General features: G+C 67.2%; 15 protein-coding genes. 4 read left to right on the forward strand and 11 right to left on the reverse strand.

Going from position 1 to position 17,635, the window contains the following annotated elements; genetic code table 11:
* The first annotated feature begins 71 nt into the window (after positions 1–71).
* Entirely contained in the window at positions 72–1,553 is a 1,482-nt protein-coding gene (locus D9R14_RS16360; RefSeq protein ID WP_121624420.1) for an aldehyde dehydrogenase, read from the forward strand.
* 21 nt (positions 1,554–1,574) lie between these two features.
* Here the strand turns inward: D9R14_RS16360 and tmpT are convergent, their stop codons facing one another.
* Together tmpT and D9R14_RS16370 are read right to left on the reverse strand one after the other, a co-directional pair.
* The gene (tmpT, locus tag D9R14_RS16365; RefSeq protein ID WP_121624421.1) at positions 1,575–2,213 is read right to left on the reverse strand and encodes a thiopurine S-methyltransferase; all 639 of its coding nucleotides are present in this window, start codon (positions 2,211–2,213) and stop codon (positions 1,575–1,577) included.
* Positions 2,214–2,248: 35 nt separating this feature from the next.
* A complete protein-coding gene (locus D9R14_RS16370; protein WP_170168645.1) occupies positions 2,249–5,221 on the reverse strand; it encodes an outer membrane protein in 2,973 nt (990 codons plus the stop codon).
* A gap of 305 nt (positions 5,222–5,526) precedes the next feature.
* Here D9R14_RS16370 and D9R14_RS16375 point away from each other — a divergent pair, with 305 nt between their 5' ends.
* Entirely contained in the window at positions 5,527–6,954 is a 1,428-nt protein-coding gene (locus tag D9R14_RS16375; protein WP_245420846.1) for an aspartate aminotransferase family protein, read from the forward strand.
* Between the two features lie 290 nt (positions 6,955–7,244).
* Positions 7,245–7,631, forward strand: a complete 387-nt coding sequence (locus D9R14_RS16380; protein WP_121624423.1) for a DUF1236 domain-containing protein — start codon at positions 7,245–7,247, stop codon at positions 7,629–7,631.
* A 140-nt stretch (positions 7,632–7,771) separates the two neighbouring features.
* Here the strand turns inward: D9R14_RS16380 and D9R14_RS16385 are convergent, their stop codons facing one another.
* The 5 genes from D9R14_RS16385 to D9R14_RS16405 form a co-directional block, all read right to left on the reverse strand.
* Positions 7,772–8,368: a glutathione S-transferase N-terminal domain-containing protein gene (locus D9R14_RS16385; protein WP_121624424.1), complete on the reverse strand. Its 597-nt coding sequence runs from the start codon at positions 8,366–8,368 to the stop codon at positions 7,772–7,774.
* A gap of 123 nt (positions 8,369–8,491) precedes the next feature.
* Positions 8,492–9,436, reverse strand: a complete 945-nt coding sequence (locus tag D9R14_RS16390; RefSeq protein WP_147453048.1) for a hypothetical protein — start codon at positions 9,434–9,436, stop codon at positions 8,492–8,494.
* Positions 9,437–9,449: 13 nt separating this feature from the next.
* Positions 9,450–10,298, reverse strand: coding sequence for a 23S rRNA (adenine(2030)-N(6))-methyltransferase RlmJ (locus D9R14_RS16395; RefSeq protein WP_121624426.1), 849 nt, complete (start codon positions 10,296–10,298; stop codon positions 9,450–9,452).
* Positions 10,299–10,305: 7 nt separating this feature from the next.
* Positions 10,306–10,983: a ribonuclease T2 family protein gene (locus D9R14_RS16400; protein WP_121624427.1), complete on the reverse strand. Its 678-nt coding sequence runs from the start codon at positions 10,981–10,983 to the stop codon at positions 10,306–10,308.
* Entirely contained in the window at positions 10,980–11,423 is a 444-nt protein-coding gene (locus tag D9R14_RS16405) for a hypothetical protein (protein WP_121624428.1), read from the reverse strand. The genes D9R14_RS16400 and D9R14_RS16405 overlap by 4 nt, the downstream gene beginning before the upstream one ends.
* A 351-nt stretch (positions 11,424–11,774) precedes the next feature.
* Here D9R14_RS16405 and D9R14_RS16410 point away from each other — a divergent pair, with 351 nt between their 5' ends.
* Positions 11,775–13,091 carry an alanine racemase gene (locus tag D9R14_RS16410; protein ID WP_394010640.1) on the forward strand — a complete coding sequence of 439 codons (1,317 nt, stop codon included), beginning with the start codon at positions 11,775–11,777 and terminating at the stop codon, positions 13,089–13,091.
* 81 nt (positions 13,092–13,172) lie between these two features.
* Here D9R14_RS16410 and D9R14_RS22945 read toward each other — a convergent pair whose 3' ends face one another.
* The 4 genes from D9R14_RS22945 to D9R14_RS16420 form a co-directional block, all read right to left on the reverse strand.
* Positions 13,173–14,552, reverse strand: coding sequence for an NUDIX hydrolase (locus tag D9R14_RS22945; RefSeq protein ID WP_147453049.1), 1,380 nt, complete (start codon positions 14,550–14,552; stop codon positions 13,173–13,175).
* The gene (locus tag D9R14_RS22950; protein ID WP_147453050.1) at positions 14,545–15,084 is read right to left on the reverse strand and encodes a hypothetical protein; all 540 of its coding nucleotides are present in this window, start codon (positions 15,082–15,084) and stop codon (positions 14,545–14,547) included. Before D9R14_RS22950 ends, D9R14_RS22945 begins: the two co-directional genes overlap by 8 nt.
* 103 nt (positions 15,085–15,187) lie before the next feature.
* Complete coding sequence (locus tag D9R14_RS16415) at positions 15,188–16,510, reverse strand: ATP-dependent DNA helicase (protein WP_210313830.1); 1,323 nt, start codon at positions 16,508–16,510, stop codon at positions 15,188–15,190.
* An 8-nt stretch (positions 16,511–16,518) separates the two neighbouring features.
* Positions 16,519–17,520 carry an adenosine kinase gene (locus D9R14_RS16420; RefSeq protein ID WP_121624458.1) on the reverse strand — a complete coding sequence of 334 codons (1,002 nt, stop codon included), beginning with the start codon at positions 17,518–17,520 and terminating at the stop codon, positions 16,519–16,521.
* Positions 17,521–17,635 lie beyond the last annotated feature (115 nt).

Consider the following 17,635-nt stretch of genomic DNA (forward strand, 5'->3'; position numbering starts at 1 on the left):
GCGCGCCGGCTTGACGCGCTCGGTGGCGCTGCGCGAGGTTGCGCGTACTTCGGTTTTGGGAGCGTCTCATCATGGCGGTGGCTGAACGGGCGGCGGACCTCAACCCCGCGTTCCGGACCGAGGCCTTCATCGACGGCGCGTTCGTGCCGGCGGCCTCCGGGCGCACCTTCTCCGCCGTGAACCCGGCCAACGGCAAGGTGCTGGCCGAGGTCGCCGCGTGCGATGCGCAGGACGTGGACCGGGCGGTGAAGGCGGCGCGCCGCGCGTTCGAGGATCGCCGCTGGGCGGGCCTCAGGCCGCTCGACCGCAAGCGCACGCTTCAGCGCTTCGCCGAGCTGATCCGCGCCAACCGCGAGGAACTGGCGCTCACCGAGACGCTCAACATGGGCAAGCCGATCTCGGATGCCCGCGCCATCGACGCGCGCGCGGCCGCAGACTGCTTCGCCTATTACGGCGAGTGCGCCGACAAGGTCTATGGCGAGGTGGCGCCCACCACGCTGGAGAATCTGGCGCTGATCCTGCGCGAGGCGATCGGCGTGGTGGGCGCCGTGGTGCCCTGGAACTTCCCCATGATCATGGCCGCCTGGAAGGTGGCGCCGGCCCTCGCCATGGGCAATTCGGTGGTGCTGAAGCCGGCCGAGGAAAGCCCGCTCACCGCGCTGCGCCTCGCCGAGCTGGCGCAGGAGGCCGGCATTCCGGACGGCGTGTTCAACGTGGTGCCGGGCCTCGGCACGGAGGCCGGCAAGGCGCTGGGCCTCCACATGGACGTGGACGCCATCGCCTTCACCGGCTCCACCGAGGTGGGGCGCTATTTCATGCGCTATTCCGCCGACAGCAACCTGAAGCGCGTCTATCTGGAGCTCGGCGGCAAGACCGCCTTCGTGGTGGCGCACGACGTGAGCGACCTCGACGCGGTGGCCGAGGCGGTGGCCGGCGGCATCTTCTTCAACCAGGGCGAAATGTGCACCGCCGCCTCGCGCCTGCTGGTGGACAACCGCATCCGCGCCGACCTCGTGGCCCGCGTCGCCGCTCTGGCGCCGCGCTGGATGCCGGCCGATCCGCTCGACCCGTCCGCGCCCGCAGGCGCGGTGGTGAGCCGCGAGCACCAGCAGCGCATTCTGAAAGCCATCGACGGCGGCCTGAAGGAGGGCGCCCGGCTGGTGGCGGGCGGCACGGCGGTGCGCGAGGACAGCGGCGGCGCCTTCGTCGCCCCCACCGTGTTCGACGACGTGGCGCCGTCCTCGTCCCTGGCGCAGCAGGAAATCTTCGGGCCGGTGCTCTCGGTGATCGGCTTCGACGGGCTCGACGAGGCGGTGGAGATCGCCAACGGCACCGTCTATGGCCTCGGCGCCTCGGTGTGGAGCGCAGACCTCGGCGCCGCCCACAAGGTGGCCCGGCGCTTCAAGGCCGGCGTGGTCTATGTGAACTGCTTCGACGCCGACGACATCACCACCCCGTTCGGCGGCGTGAAGCAGTCCGGCTTCGGGCGCGACAAGTCCTTGCACGCGCTGGAGAAGTATTCCGACCTCAAGACAGTCTGGACGCGGCTGTGAGCGCCCGTCCGCGGGCGACCGTCACGCGCGCGACAGCAGCCACACGTCCTCCTGGGCCGGCACCTTGCCCCTGAGCCCGCCGGGGACGGGGCCAGTGTCGAGCCGGTCCACCCGGTAGGCCGTGCCGTAGAGCGCGCGCACCTCCTCGGCGGCGACCGAGAAGGGCGGCCCCTCCGCCAGCGTCTGGTCGTAGGTGAAGCAGACGAGCAATTGCGGCGCGCGGGCGGTCATGGCGGCAAGGTGCGCGGCATAGAGCCGGCGCATGGGCGCGGGCAGGGCGACCAGCGCCGCCCGGTCATAGACCGCATCCACCGCCCCGAGCCGGTCCGCCGACAGCGTGAAGATGTCGCCCACGAAGATGTCGAGGCTTGGGGCGCGGTGCAGCTCCAGCGGCCCGGCCGGCACGATCTCCGGCGCAACGCCCAGCTCGTCGAAAAGCTGCGCCACCGCGAGCGGGCTCAGCTCCGCGCCGGCGACCCGGAAGCCGCGCGCGAGCAGCCAGCCGATGTCCCGCGTCTTGCCGCACAAGGGCAGGAACAGGCGCGCGCCCGCGGCGAGGCCGAGGCGATCGAGGTGCGCTTCCAGATGGACGTTCGGCTTGCCTTCGTGGAAGCCGATCTGGTTGGCGGTCCATCGCGCGTGCCAGAAATCCGCGTCCATCCTGCTCGCTTTCTCCCCGCCGCACGCGGCCGGGCTCAGCGCCCGCCGCCGGTGCCGAAGCGATAGTTCAGCGTCAGCGCCACGGTGTCCAGCCGCAGCGTGTCCGGCGCGACGCTCACGCCGGCCAGGGTGGGCGTCGCCGGGGCCTCGACCGCGTCGCTCGCGCCGAACGCATAGTGCCGGTATTCGAGGCCCACCGAGAGGTCCGGCAGCAGCGCGTATTCGATACCGGCGCCGGCGGTCCATCCGGTGTTGGTGCCGACCGCGCTCAGGCGCTGGGGATGGGGCGGGTGGGTGTTGAAGGCATCGTTCTGCCGGGCCCAGGCGGCGCCGCCGCGGGCATAGATGAGCGAGCGGCCGAAGGCGTAGCCGAGCCGCGCGGTGAGCGCCGAGAGCGCCTCCACGCCGGTGCCGCAATTGAACCCCGCCGGCGCCGGCGCGCTGGCGAAGCAGGTATTGGTGCCCACCATGCGGGTCCAGGCGCCCGACAGCTCCGCGCCGACGACCAGCGCGCCGATCTGGGCATCGGCGCCGATCTGCCCGCCGATGAGCGCGCCGCCCAGGTCCACCGCGTCGCCGTTCACGGGCGTCGCGAAGGGCGAGGCATAGGTGGTGTGCCCCTTGCCCGCGCCGAGCGCGGCGCCGGCATAGAGGCCGGTCCAGTCGGCCGCCGGGGCCGTCGCCGCCTTGACCGGCGCGGCGGCTTGCGGCGCGCTCTCGGGGGCGATGTCGCCGAAGCGGTAGGAGGCCTGGACGAACGCCCCGTAGCGCTCGCTGTAGACGGTCTCGGGCGAGCGCGGAACGTCGGCCGGGAACTGGGTGGAGGCGGTGGTGGTGGCGAGGAACTCGTACCGCGCGCCGATGCCGAGGTCGAACCGGTCGCTGACCGCATAGGTGAGCACCGCCTGCGCCATCGTCCCCCAGCCGCTGCCGGTCTCCGGCTGCGGGTTGATGTCGCCGCGCCACCAGTGATTGTCGTAGCCGGCGCGCAGCGCATAGGGCAGATAGGCGGCGTCCAGCTCCAGTGCGATGCGCGGGGCGAGGGCGAGGCGCCCGTTGAGGCCGAGCGCCAAGGCCTGCCAGGAGCCGGTCTCGCCGAGCACGAGCTGGACCGGCCGCTTGCCCGATTTCGTATCGGCGCAGACGTCCGGGTTGCCGGCAACCTGCCAGCAGCCATAGGCCAGGACCTTATCGTACGAGCCGCGATAGCCCACATAGGCGCCGAGCGTGCCCGACGGGCCGCGGATGAAATCGTAGCCGAGATCGATGCCGCCATAAGCGAGGCTGCCGGCCTTCAGCAGGCTGCGCGTGCTCGAATAGGGTATCTCGCCGGGCGGAAAGTCCTCGTCGATGAACTTGCCGCCCGACAGCGTGCCGATGCCGCCATAGCCCTTGAGGAACACGCCGCTCTCGTGGTCGAGGCGGAAAAAGGTTTCCGGCGCCTGGCCGGTGGTGTCGCCATAGGACAGGCGGGAATTGAGCTGGTTGCGGTCCATGGGGCTGAACAGGTCGAGCGAGCCATGCCCCGTGCTCAGGAAATAGCGCGCGCCGGCCTCAAGGCTCCAGCCCGCCGGGGCGGCGGGAGCGGCCGGGCCGGCGGTGGGCGAGGCCGGGCCGAAGCGGTAGTTCACGCCCATGCGCACCAGATCGAGGCTCTGGTCGAGGCTCACGGTGGCGGAGCGGCGCCCGTCGGTGATGGCGATGTCGCTCGTGCCGAAGTCCATGTGGTCGTATTCGACGAAGGCGGAGACGCGGTCCGTCAGCGCATATTCGACGCCGGCCCCCAGCAGCCAGCCCCAGCGGGTGGCGTCCGTGGCGTAGAGGGGACCCTTATAGGCGTTGTGCAGGTCCACGGTGCCGGACACCCACGCCGCGCCCGCCTTGCCGTAGACCAGCGCGTCGCCGAAGCCGTAGCCGAGCCGGCCGGCGACGGTGCCGAGGCTCTTCGCCGTGGTGCGGCAGGCAAAGCTGGCGAAGGTGACGTTGTCGCTCAGGCACTTGGCATAGGCGCCGATGGTCGCGGCGCTGGCGCTGGCATCGATGCCGGCGACCCACGCGCCCGCCTGGAGGTTGAACCCGCCCTGGACGCCGCCGAACATGCCCATGCTGTCGCCACCGCCCGGAATGGTGCCGGTCTTCACCGTGGCCGCGAGGAAGCCGGTGGCGTCGGTCCATTCGTCCCGGCCCCAGGCGCCGCCGGCATGGGCGCCCACATAGAGGCCGGACCAGTCGTGGGTCGCGCCCTGGCCCGCGCCGCCCGGCTGGGCGCGCGTGCCCGGCAGCGGCGCGCCGCCGGGGCGCACGTTCACGCCGAGCTTCACCAACTGCGCCGACTGGGTGATGTCGAGATTGCTCCGCCCGGTTGCGTCAGCCAGCGTCGGCGTGGTGCTGCCGAAGTCCAGAAAGGCATATTCCGCCTTGACCGACACCGAAGGCGTGAGCGCCAGCTCGACGCCGCCGCCGGCGGTCCAGCCGGTGGCCGTCTGAGATGCGGAGATCTCGCCTTGGTAGCTTTTGCCTGAAGCGGAGAACGCAGTGTGGGCTAAGGCGAGGCCCGCCTTGCCGTAGAGCAGAACGCTGCCGAAGGCGATGCCGGCGCGGGCCGCGAGCGTGCCGATCAGGTCGGTGTCCGAGGTGCACGCCGAGGTCCAGTCGAAGCCGCAGCGCGCGGTGCCGTGGAGCGACCCTGTGCCAAGGTCTGCCTCGATCCCCAGCACCATCTGGCCGACCTGCTGGTTGTAGCCGATCTGCCCGCCCACCACGGCCGCCGTGGCGCTGCCGAGCACCGGCAGGATCTGGTCGGAGCGCGGCGTCAGCACGCCGTCCCCCTTGCCCCACCAGGTGTCCACCACGGCGGAACCGGCATAGGCACCGAGATAGAAGCCGGTCCAGCTTCCCGGCGCGGTGGGCGGCGGTGCCGCGGGCGCCATGTCGGCGGCGTGCGCATTCGCCGGCGCCAGAAGGCAGGCGAATGCGCACGCCGAGGCGAGGAATGCTCCGCGAATCATGTGCCCGTCCCCGTCCCCGTCATCCCTTGCCATAAGGTTAACGCATTTGACGGCGGGCGGTATCATCGGAAAGCTGCATTTGGCGGCCGCGCCATCATCCGGTGTGCTACCGATGTGCCGCGGCAACAGCCCTTGACGGCCGCAAGGCGGCGCGCGAGCTTGGCCGAGACCGGTCTCGGGGGCACGGTTCCTGGACTTGGAACGCCGCACTCGCCGTCCGGGAGGGGGCGGCCGCCATGGGCCGCAGCCTCTTCGGCGCCAGCGGGCCGCGGCGCCATCATGCAGCCTTGCGGGAGCATTCCATCGTGACGTCGGCTTCGGCCCCCTTGTCCAACTCCACGGCCCACTGGCGTGCCCTCGACGCCGCGCACCACCTCCACCCGTTCTCGGACACCAAGGCGCTCAACGCCGAGGGCGTGCGCGTCATCACGCGTGCGGAAGGGGTCTATGTGTATGACAGCGAGGGCAACCGCATCCTCGACGGCATGTCGGGCCTGTGGTGCTCGCAGGTGGGCCACGGGCGCCACGCCATCGTCGACGCCATCGCCCGGCAGCTGCGCGAGCTCGATTATTACAACACCTTCTTCAAGACCACCCATCCCGCCGTCGCCGAGCTGGCCGCCGCCATCGCGCAGGTGGCGCCGGCGCACATGAACCGCGTGTTCTTCACCTCCGGCGGCTCGGAGGCGGTGGACACGGTGCTGCGCATGGTGCGCCACTATTGGGCCTCGCTCGGCAAGCCCGAGAAGCATATCTTCATCTCGCGCCGCAACGGCTATCACGGCTCCACCATGGGCGGCGCCTCGCTGGGCGGCATGAAGCCCATGCACGCGCAGGGCGGGCTGCCCATTCCCGGCATCATCCACGTGGCCCAGCCCTATTGGTGGGCCGAGGGCGGCGAGATGAGCCGCGAGGATTTCGGCCTCTACGCCGCGCGCGAAGTGGCCCGCGCCATCGACGCGGCGGGGCCGGAGAACGTCGCGGCCTTCATCGGCGAGCCGATCCAGGGGGCCGGCGGCGTCATCATCCCGCCCGCCAATTACTGGCCCGAGGTGGAGAAGATCTGCCGCGAGCGCGACGTGCTTCTCGTCTGCGACGAGGTGATCTGCGGCTTCGGGCGCACCGGCCACTGGTTCGGCTGCCAGTACATGGGCGTGAAGCCGGACCTCATCACCTTCGCCAAGGGCGTGACCTCGGGCTATTTCCCGCTGGGCGGCGTGATTGTCGGCGATCATTTCGCCGAAGGCTTCATCGCGCACGGCGGCGACTTCAACCACGGCTACACCTATTCCGGCCATCCCGGCGGCTGCGCCGCGGCGCTGGCCAACCTCAAGATCATGCACGAGGAAAAGCTGGTGGACCGGGTGCGGACCGATATCGGCCCCTATCTGCAGGAGCGCTGGCTCAAGCTCGCCGAGCATCCCCTCGTGGGCGAGGCGCGCATGGTCGGCCTCATCGGCGCCATCGAGCTGACCCCGCAGAAGGCGACGCGCGCTGCCTTCGCGGCGGAGGAGGGCACGGTGGGCCTGATCTGCCGCGACTTCTCTTTCCGCGAGGGGCTGGTGATGCGCGCGGTGCGCGACGGCATGATCCTCGCCCCGCCCTTCACCCTGTCCTACGAGGAAGCGGACGAACTGGTCGCCACCGCCTGGCGCGTGCTGGACCTGACCCATGCGGAGCTGCTCAGCCGGGGCCTGGTGGTGCCCGTGCCGCGCGTGCCGGCACGCGCCTGACCCGCCGCCCGCAACAGGACCGGACGGCGCGCCATGGCGCGCCGTCGCCGGGCTGTTTCACGGCGGCGCCAGTCTCACGGCGGCGTCAAAGGTGATCTTCCCCATCGGCCGATCGCGCCTGCGCTTAAGCCAAAGCATATGGCCAAGGCCGAAGGTATTATGGCGGCGAATTCTTCCGTAAGCTGTGCCGTAGACCACTTGTGCCCGAAACAAGGCGATACGGCCACGCTGGAACGACTTCCGCGCATCTTCGTTCTTCCTCGTGTGATTAGTGGACGAGGAGACGACATATGATGCGCAAGATGCTTGTCGGCGCGGCTGCGCTCGCCGTGATGGCGCCCAGCCTCGCGTTTGCCCAGGCTTCCACCGCCACCGGCGCGGTCGGCGGCGCCGCTGTGGGCGCGGTGGTCGGCGGTCCCGTGGGCGCCGTGGTCGGCGGCGCGGTGGGTGCGACCGTGGGCGCTGCTGCCGAGCCGCCTGCCGAGGTGCGGTCCTACGTGGTTCAGGAGCGCCGTCCCTCGGTTCGGGTGAGCGAGGAGGTGGTGGTGGGCCGACCCCTGCCGCGGCAGGTGGTGCTCTACAACATCCCCAACAGCCAGTACGAATACTCGGTGGTCAACGACCAGCGGGTGATCGTGGAGCCTGGCACCCGCAAGGTGGTCTACATCGTCAACTGACGGCGGTGAGGGCTGTCGCCCGAAACCGGCCGGCGTGCGGCCCTCCCCAGCGCGCCGCCGGGTGGGCGCGGGGCGCGCCCGCGGCGCGGTCGATCTGACCGCCGCCGCGGGCGTGTCCTTTTGTGTCGGCGCTAAAGGCTTCAGGCCTTGGGCTTGGTCTCTTCGAAGCGCGGGCACGCGGCCGAGAATGCATCCTGGAAGGCCACGAGGCGCGGATGCGCCTTGCGCCAGTCCCCGCCGAAGCGGAAGTCGAGGAAGCCCAGGGCGCAGGCCAGGGTGATGGTGCCGTTGTTCATCTCCGCGCCGGCAGGCACGAGCTTCTCCAGGGCGGCGATGGCGCGCGCCATCTTGCCCTTCTGGTGCTCGAGCCAGCGCGGCTCATGCTTTTCCTCGGGGCGGAAGCGGCTCTCATAGAGCACCAGCACGCCGGCATCCATGAGCCCGTCGGCCAGCGCCTCCAGCCGCATGGCGTCGAGCCGCGCCTTGGGGTCAGACGGGACAATCCGCCCGCCGCCGGCGACGTGGTCGAGATAGGCCAGGATCACCCGGCTGTCGTAATAGCTCTCGCCGTCATCGGTGATGAGGGTCGGAACCTTGCCGAGCGGGTTCTCGGTCCTGAGGCTGTCGGAAGTGTCGGCGGTGTCGGCCATGCGGGTCTCGAGCGGAATGTCGAGAATCGCAGCGGCGAGGCTGACCTTGCGGGCGAAAGGCGAAGTGGGGGACAGACGCAGCAGCATCGGGGGGCGTTTCCTGTCGATCGTTGGCGGCCGGCGGGCGGCCGGTGAGGCGGGGGCGGCGCAGCATAAGGCGATCGCGCGCCACCTGCCATCGCTGTCGCCGCCTTTTCGCGCGCGATTATCTCAGGGAATGGGAATGACCGTGACATGGATCGTGCGGGTGCTATCGACGCTCACGGTCCCCGCATTGCCGCGCGTCGTCTCCTCGGTCTGGGCGGCGCGGGCGATGCCGTCCTTGACCTCGACGGTGCGCGTCTTCGTCACGGAAAGCTTGATCTCGGGCAGCTTCGCCCGGATGTCGGCGCCGCTCGGCTCTGCGGCCGGCGCGAGGCGCTCCGAGAGCGCGGCGACGGCGGCCTTGACCGAGGCCGCGTCGAACGTCTCGGTCTCCACCACCGTGTAATCCTCGGGCTTGGGATCGGCGCCGAGCCGCGTCACCTTTAGGCTGGCGATGGTTCCGCCGAACGGGCTTGGCAGCTCGCTCTTGACGCTGCGCACCTCGCCGGGCTGGAGCGCGGTGTTCTGCGCGCCGGAGAGCAGCGGCAGGGGATCGAGAAACGCCTCTACCGCTGCCGGCCCGGTTGCGCTGGTGAGCTGATCGAACATCTGGTTCAGGATTTGCGTGAGCTGCGGGTTGCCGCGATAGGGGATGAGGAAGCGCGAGCTGAGCCCGCGCATGGAGTTGCGCACGGCCTCCTCGTTTTCCACCCGCAGGGGGCGGCCGGCCGCATCGGTGACGGCGCGCACGATGACGCCGCGCAGCGCCTCGACCGCCCCGCGCGCCACCATCACCGACGGGGCATTTCCCGTCAGGCCCGCATCCATCAGCATGTAGGAGATCCGGAAGCCGTCGCCCTCGCGCGCGGTGTATTTGAGGTCGAACTTGTAGGTGGCGGTCCGCGTGGTGGATCTGGCGGCGTCCACGGAGCTGTCCTCGACCAGCACCAGCCAGCGGCTGCCGACCTCGGGCGTGAACGGCGTCGGCGCCCAGGCTGCCAACGCCGGTCCCGCCAAAGCGGCGGCAAGACCGCCCGCGAGAACCGCGCGCCGCAAACATGCCAGCACCATGTGCATCCCCTTTTCACGCTTCGCCGGTGAGCCAGGATACCCGCACGCGCCCCTTGCCGTCTCGCGCGATGATCGGCGCCAATGCGCTGAGAACGCTTCGCAGGTCGTCCGCCAGCGTGAAGGGCGGATTGACGATGATCTGCCCCGACCCGGACAGGGTGTCGAGCCGGCGCACCTCGGCGAAGTCCACCTCCACCTTCAGGGTCTTCGGCAGCCGCGCCCGCGCCACCTCGCGGCGGAACGCGTCCACCGCCTTGAGGTCCTTAATCGGGTACCACAGCATGACAATGCCTGTGGCGAAACGCTGGTGGGCGGCGGCGAGGCCCTCCGCGAGGCGCTGGAACTCGCCCGGCTCCTCGAACGGCGGGTCCACCAGCACCAGGCCGCGCCGCTCCCGCGGCGGCAGGTGGGCGGTGATCGCCTGCCAGCCGTCCTGCGGCAGGATCTTGGCGCGCGGGTCGGCGCCCACGCGCTTCTCAAGCTTCGCGCGCTCCTCGCGATTGGTCTCGCAGAACAGGAAGCGGTCCTGTGGCCGCCCGAGCGCCAAGGCGAGTGCCGGCGAGCCGGGATAGCGGCGGCTGCCGTCCGCCCGGAGCGTTCGCACGGCGTCGAGATAGGGGGCGAGCAGCGTCGCGGCGCGCGCGGGCAGATCGGCGGCGAGCACCTTCTCGATGCCGTCCTCCGCCTCTTTGGTGCGCTGGGCGTTGGCGCCGCCGAGGTCGTAGAGCCCGGCGCCGGCATGGGTGTCGAGCACCCGGTAGGGCGCGTCCTTGCGGTTGAGGTAGGACAGGATCAGCGCCAGCGCGGCGTGCTTCACCACGTCGGCGCCGTTGCCCGCATGGAAGGCGTGCTGGTAGTTCATCGCGGCCTCAGCCGCCGCGCACCGGCGGCATCACCACCTTGTCGAGGCGGCAGGCGCGCCGGTCCACCTCGGGACAGGGCGTGAAGGCAAGGTCGCGGCTCATGCAGATGCGCACTTCGCGCAGGCGCCGGCTGTCGCAGTCGACCGAGATCATGTCCGGCGCGAGCCCTGGATTGGCGGCGCGGAACGCGGCCTCCACCTCGGCCGGCGCGACCATGCGGTAGGTGTTGAGGCGCTGGAACTCGGCCGGGATCGCCACTTTGGCCTTGGCGCGCCGCACCAGGTCGAAATAGCCCTGGGCGCCGAGGCCGGAACAGGTGCCGTGCTTGCGCCACTGGTGCAGCACGAGGCCGCGGCTCGGCATCACCTCGGTCATGGAGCGCAAGAGGTCATTGGGCACGAACGGCGCCGGGCGCACGCAATATTGCGGGAAGCCGCGGGCATATTGCGGCCACAGGCCATGCACCACGAAGGCGAAGGGCCGGGCGCGGGAGCATTGCGGCTCGCGGTCCGCCTCCGCGCCCTGGGTCTCGCACCAGCTGGGCGACCAGGAGAGCGAGAATACATAGAAGTCGAACCGGCCCGGAACGTCCTGCTGGGCCGAGGCCCCTGCCGGCAGGAGGCCGGCGAGGAGCAGCGCGCCGAGGAGCGCCGCGGCGAGGCGGCGCGCGCCCTCAAGGCTCACGGGCGCGCCATCTTGCAGGAGGGTGCGTAGGCGTAGTTGCGGTCGAGCCCGACGATGCACCACTCCACGCCCCAGGAGGCGCCGATCAGGCCGCCGTCCTCGATGATGGAGTAGTAGATGGCGCGCTGCTTGTTGTCGTTGGTGTACACGCGGGCGCTGCAATAGCGGCGCGGCTGGTATTCGGGACCCCAGGGGCGGAAGGCGATCTCGCTGATCTTGTCGAGCCCGGTGATGGCGAGGTTCGAGTTCCAGTACATGCGCTCGGTCTCCGAGAAGCGCATGGAGATGAGGTTCAGCGCCTCCCGCTCGTCGCACGCGGGCACGATGCCGCTGTAGTTGGGGCCCGAGAGCCAGAAGTTCTTCTCCAGCAGGCTCGCGGCGCGCGCGTGCGGCGCGGCGACGGCGAGCACGGCCAGCACCGCGACGGCGGCGGCCATCATGCCAAGAAGACCTTTGCCAAGCAGCCCTTGGCGGCGCATGCCCGCGGTCGCCGGAACTGAACCGCGCACCCGATCGGCCATTGATCGTCTCCACCCAAATGGCGGGAGCGCGCCGCGCGCGGCATCCCTTCGTCCAGAAGGCGCGCCGCGGCGCGCCAACGCCAATGGGGCGCCCGCACGCACCCCGCTCCGGCCGGACGATGGGGCGGGCGTCAAGGGTCCGTCAAGCGCAGGCGGGACACACCGGGAAAGAAAAGCGCGCAGGTTTTCCCGCGGGCGTGCCGCGCCGTCGCCCGAATGCCCGTCCATGAGGCATGATGGCGCCGCCGCCGTCGCCGGCCGGCGGGAGCAATGACCGCAGGGAAGACCACCATGACCTCGTTCCGCTCCGCTCCCGACAGCCGCCGCACCGAGGCCGCGGCCCGGCGGCTGCCGCGCTTTGCCTCCGGTCGGGAGGCGGCGCTGGAGCTGCGGCCGGACCATCCGGTCTACTGCTTCCGCCCCTCGGTGCTCGCGGCCGACGCGCGCGCCTTCCTCGACGCCTTTCCCGGCCGCACCGCCTATGCGGTGAAGACCAATGACGAGCCCATGGTGCTGGAGACTCTGGCCCGCGCCGGCATCACCGCCTTCGACGTGGCGAGCCCGCACGAGTTCGCCGCCGTGCGCGCCGTCGCGCCCGAGGCCGAGCTGCTCTACATGCACCCGGTGAAGGCGCAGGCCGACATCCGCCTCGCTCTGGAGCACTACCGCATCCGCGCCACCGCCCTCGACCACGAGGACGAGGTGGCGAAGATTGTGCGCATCGTGCGTGCGCTCGACCTCGATCCTGAGGACCTGACCCTGTTCGTGCGCATCGCCTCCAAGGGCGAGGCAGCGTACGAGCTGTCGAAGAAGTTCGGCGCCGCGCCCGGGCACGCGGCGGAACTGCTCCAGCGCATCGACGGGCTCGGCATAAGGTGCGGCATCTGTTTCCACGTGGGCAGCCAGGTGGAGGACGCCGCCACCTATGAGCGGGCGGTGGCCACCGCCGCCGAGGTGCGCGACGCCGCGCGCGTGCCGATCTCGGCGCTCGACGTGGGCGGCGGCTTTCCCGCCGCCTATGCGGCCGACCCGCGCCGCCCGCAGCCCCCCATGCCGCCGCTCGCCGACATCATCGCCCGCCTGATGGGCGCGGTGGAGCGCGGCGGCTTTGCCGGCACGCCGCTGGTGGCCGAGCCGGGGCGGGTGATCGTCGCGCGCGCCTTCTCGGTGATCGCCCGGGTGCTGCTGAAGAAGGGGCAGCGGCTCTACATCAATGACGGCATCTGGGCGTCGCTGTCGGATTCCTGGACCGGCAAGATCGTCCTGCCGGTGCGCCACATCCCCGACCCGGCGCGGCGCCGCCGCGCGGGGCGGGCGGACAAGATCGAGCCGTTCCGCATCTACGGCGCCACCTGCGACAGCGTGGACGTGCTCTCGCGCCCGTTCTTCCTGCCGGAGAGCGTGGACACCGGCGACTGGATCGAGATCGGCCATATCGGCGCCTACTCGCTGTCGCTGCGCACGCGCTTCAACGGCTTCTATCCCGACACCTTCGTGGAGGTGGACACCCCCTTCGAGGCCGGCCCGGCGCCGGAGGGCTTCGCCGAGCCGGAGCGAAGGATGGGCGTGGCGCCGGAGGGGGGATAAAATTAAACGCCCTTTGACCCCAGCGACACACGGAAAAGTCAAACGAATTTGAAGATACCAATATAAGAAACACTCTGTAAGTTACAAGCTAAACTTTGTCTGTCTATCGGCGTCTATATTCTGGAAGCCGATAATATTTTTAATAATTATTTCAGACCAACTATCAATTTTCTCTTTGCTCAAAATTTCTCTCGCAGTAAGTATTTCGCCAGTTCCTGTCATTTTCTTTTTTTCATATTTAACTAACTCTTCACCATCAACGGTTATCTTTGTTGTTTTTAAGTCACATTCAATAATAAATACAATTGCCAAATGACATTCGGATCGCGTTCCGTCTCTTACCCAGATACATTTAGGGTTAGTCTCAGTTGGATTGATATCTACATCAATTTCTTCTTTAACCTCTCGATAAAGACACTGCTTTATAACCTCAAGTGAACTTGAGTTGGGAAGAAAATTAGAGTCCTCTTGACGTATGTGGCCGCCGAACCAAGTTAAAACTTTTCTACGCTCGGGAGATCTTGATGAAAGAGCTTTTTCCGATTTTCTTGCAACTACAAACTGCATCTCGTTCTTTTGCTTAATAACAGCAATAGGAATAATTTGAATTAGATTTTTATTATTTTCAACTAAATTTCTATCCTCAAATGATAGATCATTTTCAACCAAGTTTGAAATGACTTTGTAATCAAATACGCTTTCCATGTTACTTGGAATAGATGATAATGGAATGTAGCCAATTTTTTCATTGGCAATTTCCATCAATTTTTTAAGTGTAAATTGTGTAACTTCATATCCAACTTCTGCTTGCTTCTTTTTATTAGTATTGAGAGATATGGCATCTCTAAACAATTTTTCGTACTTCAGAATGCATTTACTTACGACATCTCGATAGGATTCTAACACGTCTTTTCTCATGACGCTTCCTTCCTTTCGAGTCAGTAAATTGCGATATTCTCTTTCTATAGATGTTTCAGGGTCGGATTCGAATGCGACAATTAAGTCAATAAGCATTCTAAATCTAGGGGACAAGAAAAAATTTACAAAATTATCGAAATCGTTTGATCTCAATAATCCTTTATGGGCTTGCCATTCAAACCAACATATGGCGTCGAAAAATCCCCGATCCATAATTATAACATCAATTTTCAATGCATTATTTGAAATAGTATCTAATAGTTGATTCAAGGCGGCGCAGCCTGTCCATACATTGAATACAGGGTCAAACTTATTTGGTATTGGACAGACGCTAGCTCTTTCCGTTAAGATTCGAGTACGAAATCCATTGCGCCGTAGGAAAATATCAAGAGAGTTTAGCGCGGATGTTTTTCCAGCTTTTGGCGATCCTGCAAATTCAATTACAATTGGCCGCCGTGGCCGGACGCGTCGCTTTAATTCCAGAACCTTGGAGGCAAGCCGTTCGAGGTCATTAATTCGGCGAGATGTCTCAGCGTCAGCCATCCACTCTGCCTCCATTTCGAGCTAGACTGAAACCGTCTTTTTCGAAATAAGCTATGATACGACCAGCCGAAAATCCCGAAAAAAATCCCATCGAAATAAGTAGATATTTCAAAGAAGTGGTAAACTGGAAGCTATTTTCGCCAGAGACTGATATTGTCAGTCGCCAAATTGCATACAATATAATTGAAAAAATAGCAGATGACGGAATGCGCAATATAAAAAAAGCAATGGTCGATATTCGTTCTATCGTAAATCCATCTGGATGGAAATTATATTCGTAGTTAATTCCCGCTTTATATAGCTTTCTTGAATAAAAAATTGTAGAACCGCAAAATGAAGAAAAAACTAAAACATATACTCCATCTAGTTCACTGTTTATTGGGGAGGTGCTGCCTTCTGAGATTGCGGGGATTAAATAGTATATACTGTAACACAAGATGAGCATATAAAATATAAACAGCGCGAGCGCATCTAAGCGCCCCATGCACATCAATGATGTGTCTCTCTCCGGTTGGGCTAGAGAATTGCTCACCGTCTGCTCCCCTGCCGAGCTACGGAGGGGACAATTGACGATTCTCCCCCTTAGGAATTTGATTACACAGCAGATGAACAGGAGCGGTCAAGCAATCTCGCCCTCACGCTCCCTGCTCGAACGCCTCCATGAAGGCCGCGACCTTGCGGTTCACCCGCACGTCGGTGCCGCGAATCTCGCGCACCAGGGACAGGCCCTCCAGCGAGCGGGCGCGGGAGAGCGCCACATAGGCCTGGCCGGGGGCGAAGGCGCCGTCGCCGAAGTCGATGCGCACGTCGTCCAGCGTCAGGCCCTGCGCCTTGTGCATGGTGAGCGCCCAGGCCGGGGCGAGGGGAAGCTGGGTGAAGGTGCCCACCACCTGCGTCTCCAGGCGTCCGCTTGGCTCGTCCCAGCCGTAGCGGATGCGCTCCCAGGTGAACGCCTCGATCTCGACGATCGGCCCGGTGTCGAGCTTCACCACCGCGCTGTGGGCCCCGAGGCCTAGCACCGTCCCCACCGAGCCGTTGACCCAGCGCCGGGCCGGATCGTTACGCAGCGCCATCACGCGGGCGCCGGGCTTCAGCACCAATTGCTCGGGCACCGGAAGGCGGTCGCCGTCGAGGCCGAACTCGCCCTTGACGAGGCCGCCGAAGGCGCGCCCCTCGCCCGGCAGCGCGGCGAGGCCGCGGGCGTTGTAGGCGTCGGCGCGGGCATTGGTGGGGGTGAGCAGCACCGGCTGCGCGCCGTCGCGGTGCGGCCGCACGCAGGCGGCGTTGAGCGCCTCGGCCGCCTCGCGTGCCCCGCGCCCGCGGCGCAGCGCGTCCAGCATCGCGATGAAGCCGCGGTCGGTCTGGCGGTGCACGTGGGTGAACGGCACGCCGTCCGTTTCCTGTTCCGCCAGCGCCTTGGACTGGAAGGCGAAGGGACCCTCGTATCCCATGCGGCCGAGCATCTCCTGCTCGGCCATGGGCACCACTGGCGGCAATTGCAGGAAGTCGCCCACCAGCACCATCTGCACGCCGCCGAACGGCTCGGAACTGTCGCGCGCGATGCGCAGCGAGATGTCCACCGCGTCGAGCAGGTCGGCGCGCACCATGGAGATCTCGTCGATCACCACCCGGTCGAGCTTCTTGAGCAGCCGGCGCACCTGGACGCGCGGCTTCACCTCGTCCGGGTTCTGCAGGCGCGGCGGAATGCCGAAGAAGGAATGGATGGTCTGCCCGCCCACCTGGAGCGCGGCGACGCCGGTGGGGGCGAGGAACACCTGCCGCCCGCGTGGTTCGCGGCGCAGGCGGTGCAGGAAGGTGGTCTTGCCGGTGCCGGCCCCGCCCAGCACCATCACCACCCGCGCGCCGCGGTCGATGGCGGCGAGCGCGCGGGCAGACTGGGCGTCGCCGTCCGCGGGTTCGCCCGCCGCGGGTTCGATCTCGCCGCCGGCGCCGGTCAAGGCCCCGCTCAGGCGATCAGCCCCGCCTCGCGGGCGAGGTCGAGGAGGCTGCGCTGCGGGCGGGCGCCCATCTGCGAGATGATCTCCCCCGCCGCCAGCGCGCCGAGGCGCAGCGAGGTGGCCGGGTCGAGCCCGCGCGCATGGCCCACCAGGAAGCCGGCGGCGAACAGGTCGCCGGCGCCGGTGGTGTCCACCACGCGCGCCACCGGCCGCGCCGGCACCGAGACCACGGCGCCGGGGGTGACGAAGGAGGCGCCCTTCTCCGAGCGTGTCACCACGGCCTGCTTGGCATCCTTGCGCAGGGCGACCAGCGCGGCGTCGAAGTCGGCGGTCTCGTAGAGCGACTTCAGCTCCGCCTCGTTGCAGAACACGAGGTCCACGGTGCCGGAGCGGATCAGGTCCAGGAACTCGGCGCGGTAGCGGTCGACGCAGAAGGCGTCGGAGAGCGTGAGCGCCACCTCGCGGCCGGCGCCGTGGGCGATGCGGGCGGCTTCGAGGAAGGCGGCCTTCGCCGCCGGCGGGTCCCAGAGGTAGCCTTCGAGATAGGTCACCTTGGCGCATTGCACCATGGCGGCGTCGATCTCTGCCGTGGTGAGGTTCTGCGCCGCGCCGAGATAGGTGTTCATGGTGCGCTCGCCGTCCGCCGTCACCAGGATCAGGCAGCGGGCGGTGGCCGGGCCGTCGGTGGCGGCGGGGGTGGCATAGGCGACGCCTGCGGCGCGGATGTCGTGGCCAAACACGCTGCCGAGCAGGTCGTCCCTGACCTTGCCGATGAAGCCGGCCTTGCCGCCCAGCGAGGCGATGCCGGCGGCGGTGTTGGCGGCGGAGCCGCCGGAGGCCTCGGTGCCCGGCCCCATGGCGCCGTAGACCGCCTCCGCCCGCGCCTCGTCGATCAGCGTCATGCCGCCCTTGGCCATGCCGTGGCTGGCGAGGAAGTCCTCCTCCGCGCGCGCGAGCACGTCGACGATGGCGTTTCCGATGGCGAGCACGTCGAGGCTGGGGCTGGTCACGGCGGGGTGGTCTCCGGTGGAATCGCCGGTCTTGTGCACGCCGAGGCTTTGTCGTGCAAGCAGTCTTAACCTTTACCGGTAGAATAAGAGGCGTGCGGCGAGGCTGGGCGGCCGC

Origin of the sequence: Xanthobacter tagetidis (genome assembly GCF_003667445.1) — a bacterium.
GTDB classification, from domain to species: domain Bacteria; phylum Pseudomonadota; class Alphaproteobacteria; order Rhizobiales; family Xanthobacteraceae; genus Xanthobacter; species Xanthobacter tagetidis.

Excerpts from the sequence above, each read along its gene's own strand:
- D9R14_RS16360 (WP_121624420.1), top strand. The coding sequence starts at position 72 with ATGGCGGTGGCTGAACGGGCGGCGGACCTCAACCCCGCGTTCCGGACC.
- tmpT (WP_121624421.1), bottom strand. The coding sequence starts at position 2,213 with ATGGACGCGGATTTCTGGCACGCGCGATGGACCGCCAACCAGATCGGC.
- D9R14_RS16370 (WP_170168645.1), bottom strand. The coding sequence starts at position 5,221 with ATGATTCGCGGAGCATTCCTCGCCTCGGCGTGCGCATTCGCCTGCCTT.
- D9R14_RS16380 (WP_121624423.1), top strand. The coding sequence starts at position 7,245 with ATGATGCGCAAGATGCTTGTCGGCGCGGCTGCGCTCGCCGTGATGGCG.
- D9R14_RS16385 (WP_121624424.1), bottom strand. The coding sequence starts at position 8,368 with ATGCTGCTGCGTCTGTCCCCCACTTCGCCTTTCGCCCGCAAGGTCAGC.
- D9R14_RS16390 (WP_147453048.1), bottom strand. The coding sequence starts at position 9,436 with ATGGTGCTGGCATGTTTGCGGCGCGCGGTTCTCGCGGGCGGTCTTGCC.
- D9R14_RS16395 (WP_121624426.1), bottom strand. The coding sequence starts at position 10,298 with ATGAACTACCAGCACGCCTTCCATGCGGGCAACGGCGCCGACGTGGTG.
- D9R14_RS16405 (WP_121624428.1), bottom strand. The coding sequence starts at position 11,423 with ATGATGGCCGCCGCCGTCGCGGTGCTGGCCGTGCTCGCCGTCGCCGCG.
- D9R14_RS16410 (WP_394010640.1), top strand. The coding sequence starts at position 11,775 with ATGACCGCAGGGAAGACCACCATGACCTCGTTCCGCTCCGCTCCCGAC.
- D9R14_RS22945 (WP_147453049.1), bottom strand. The coding sequence starts at position 14,552 with ATGGCTGACGCTGAGACATCTCGCCGAATTAATGACCTCGAACGGCTT.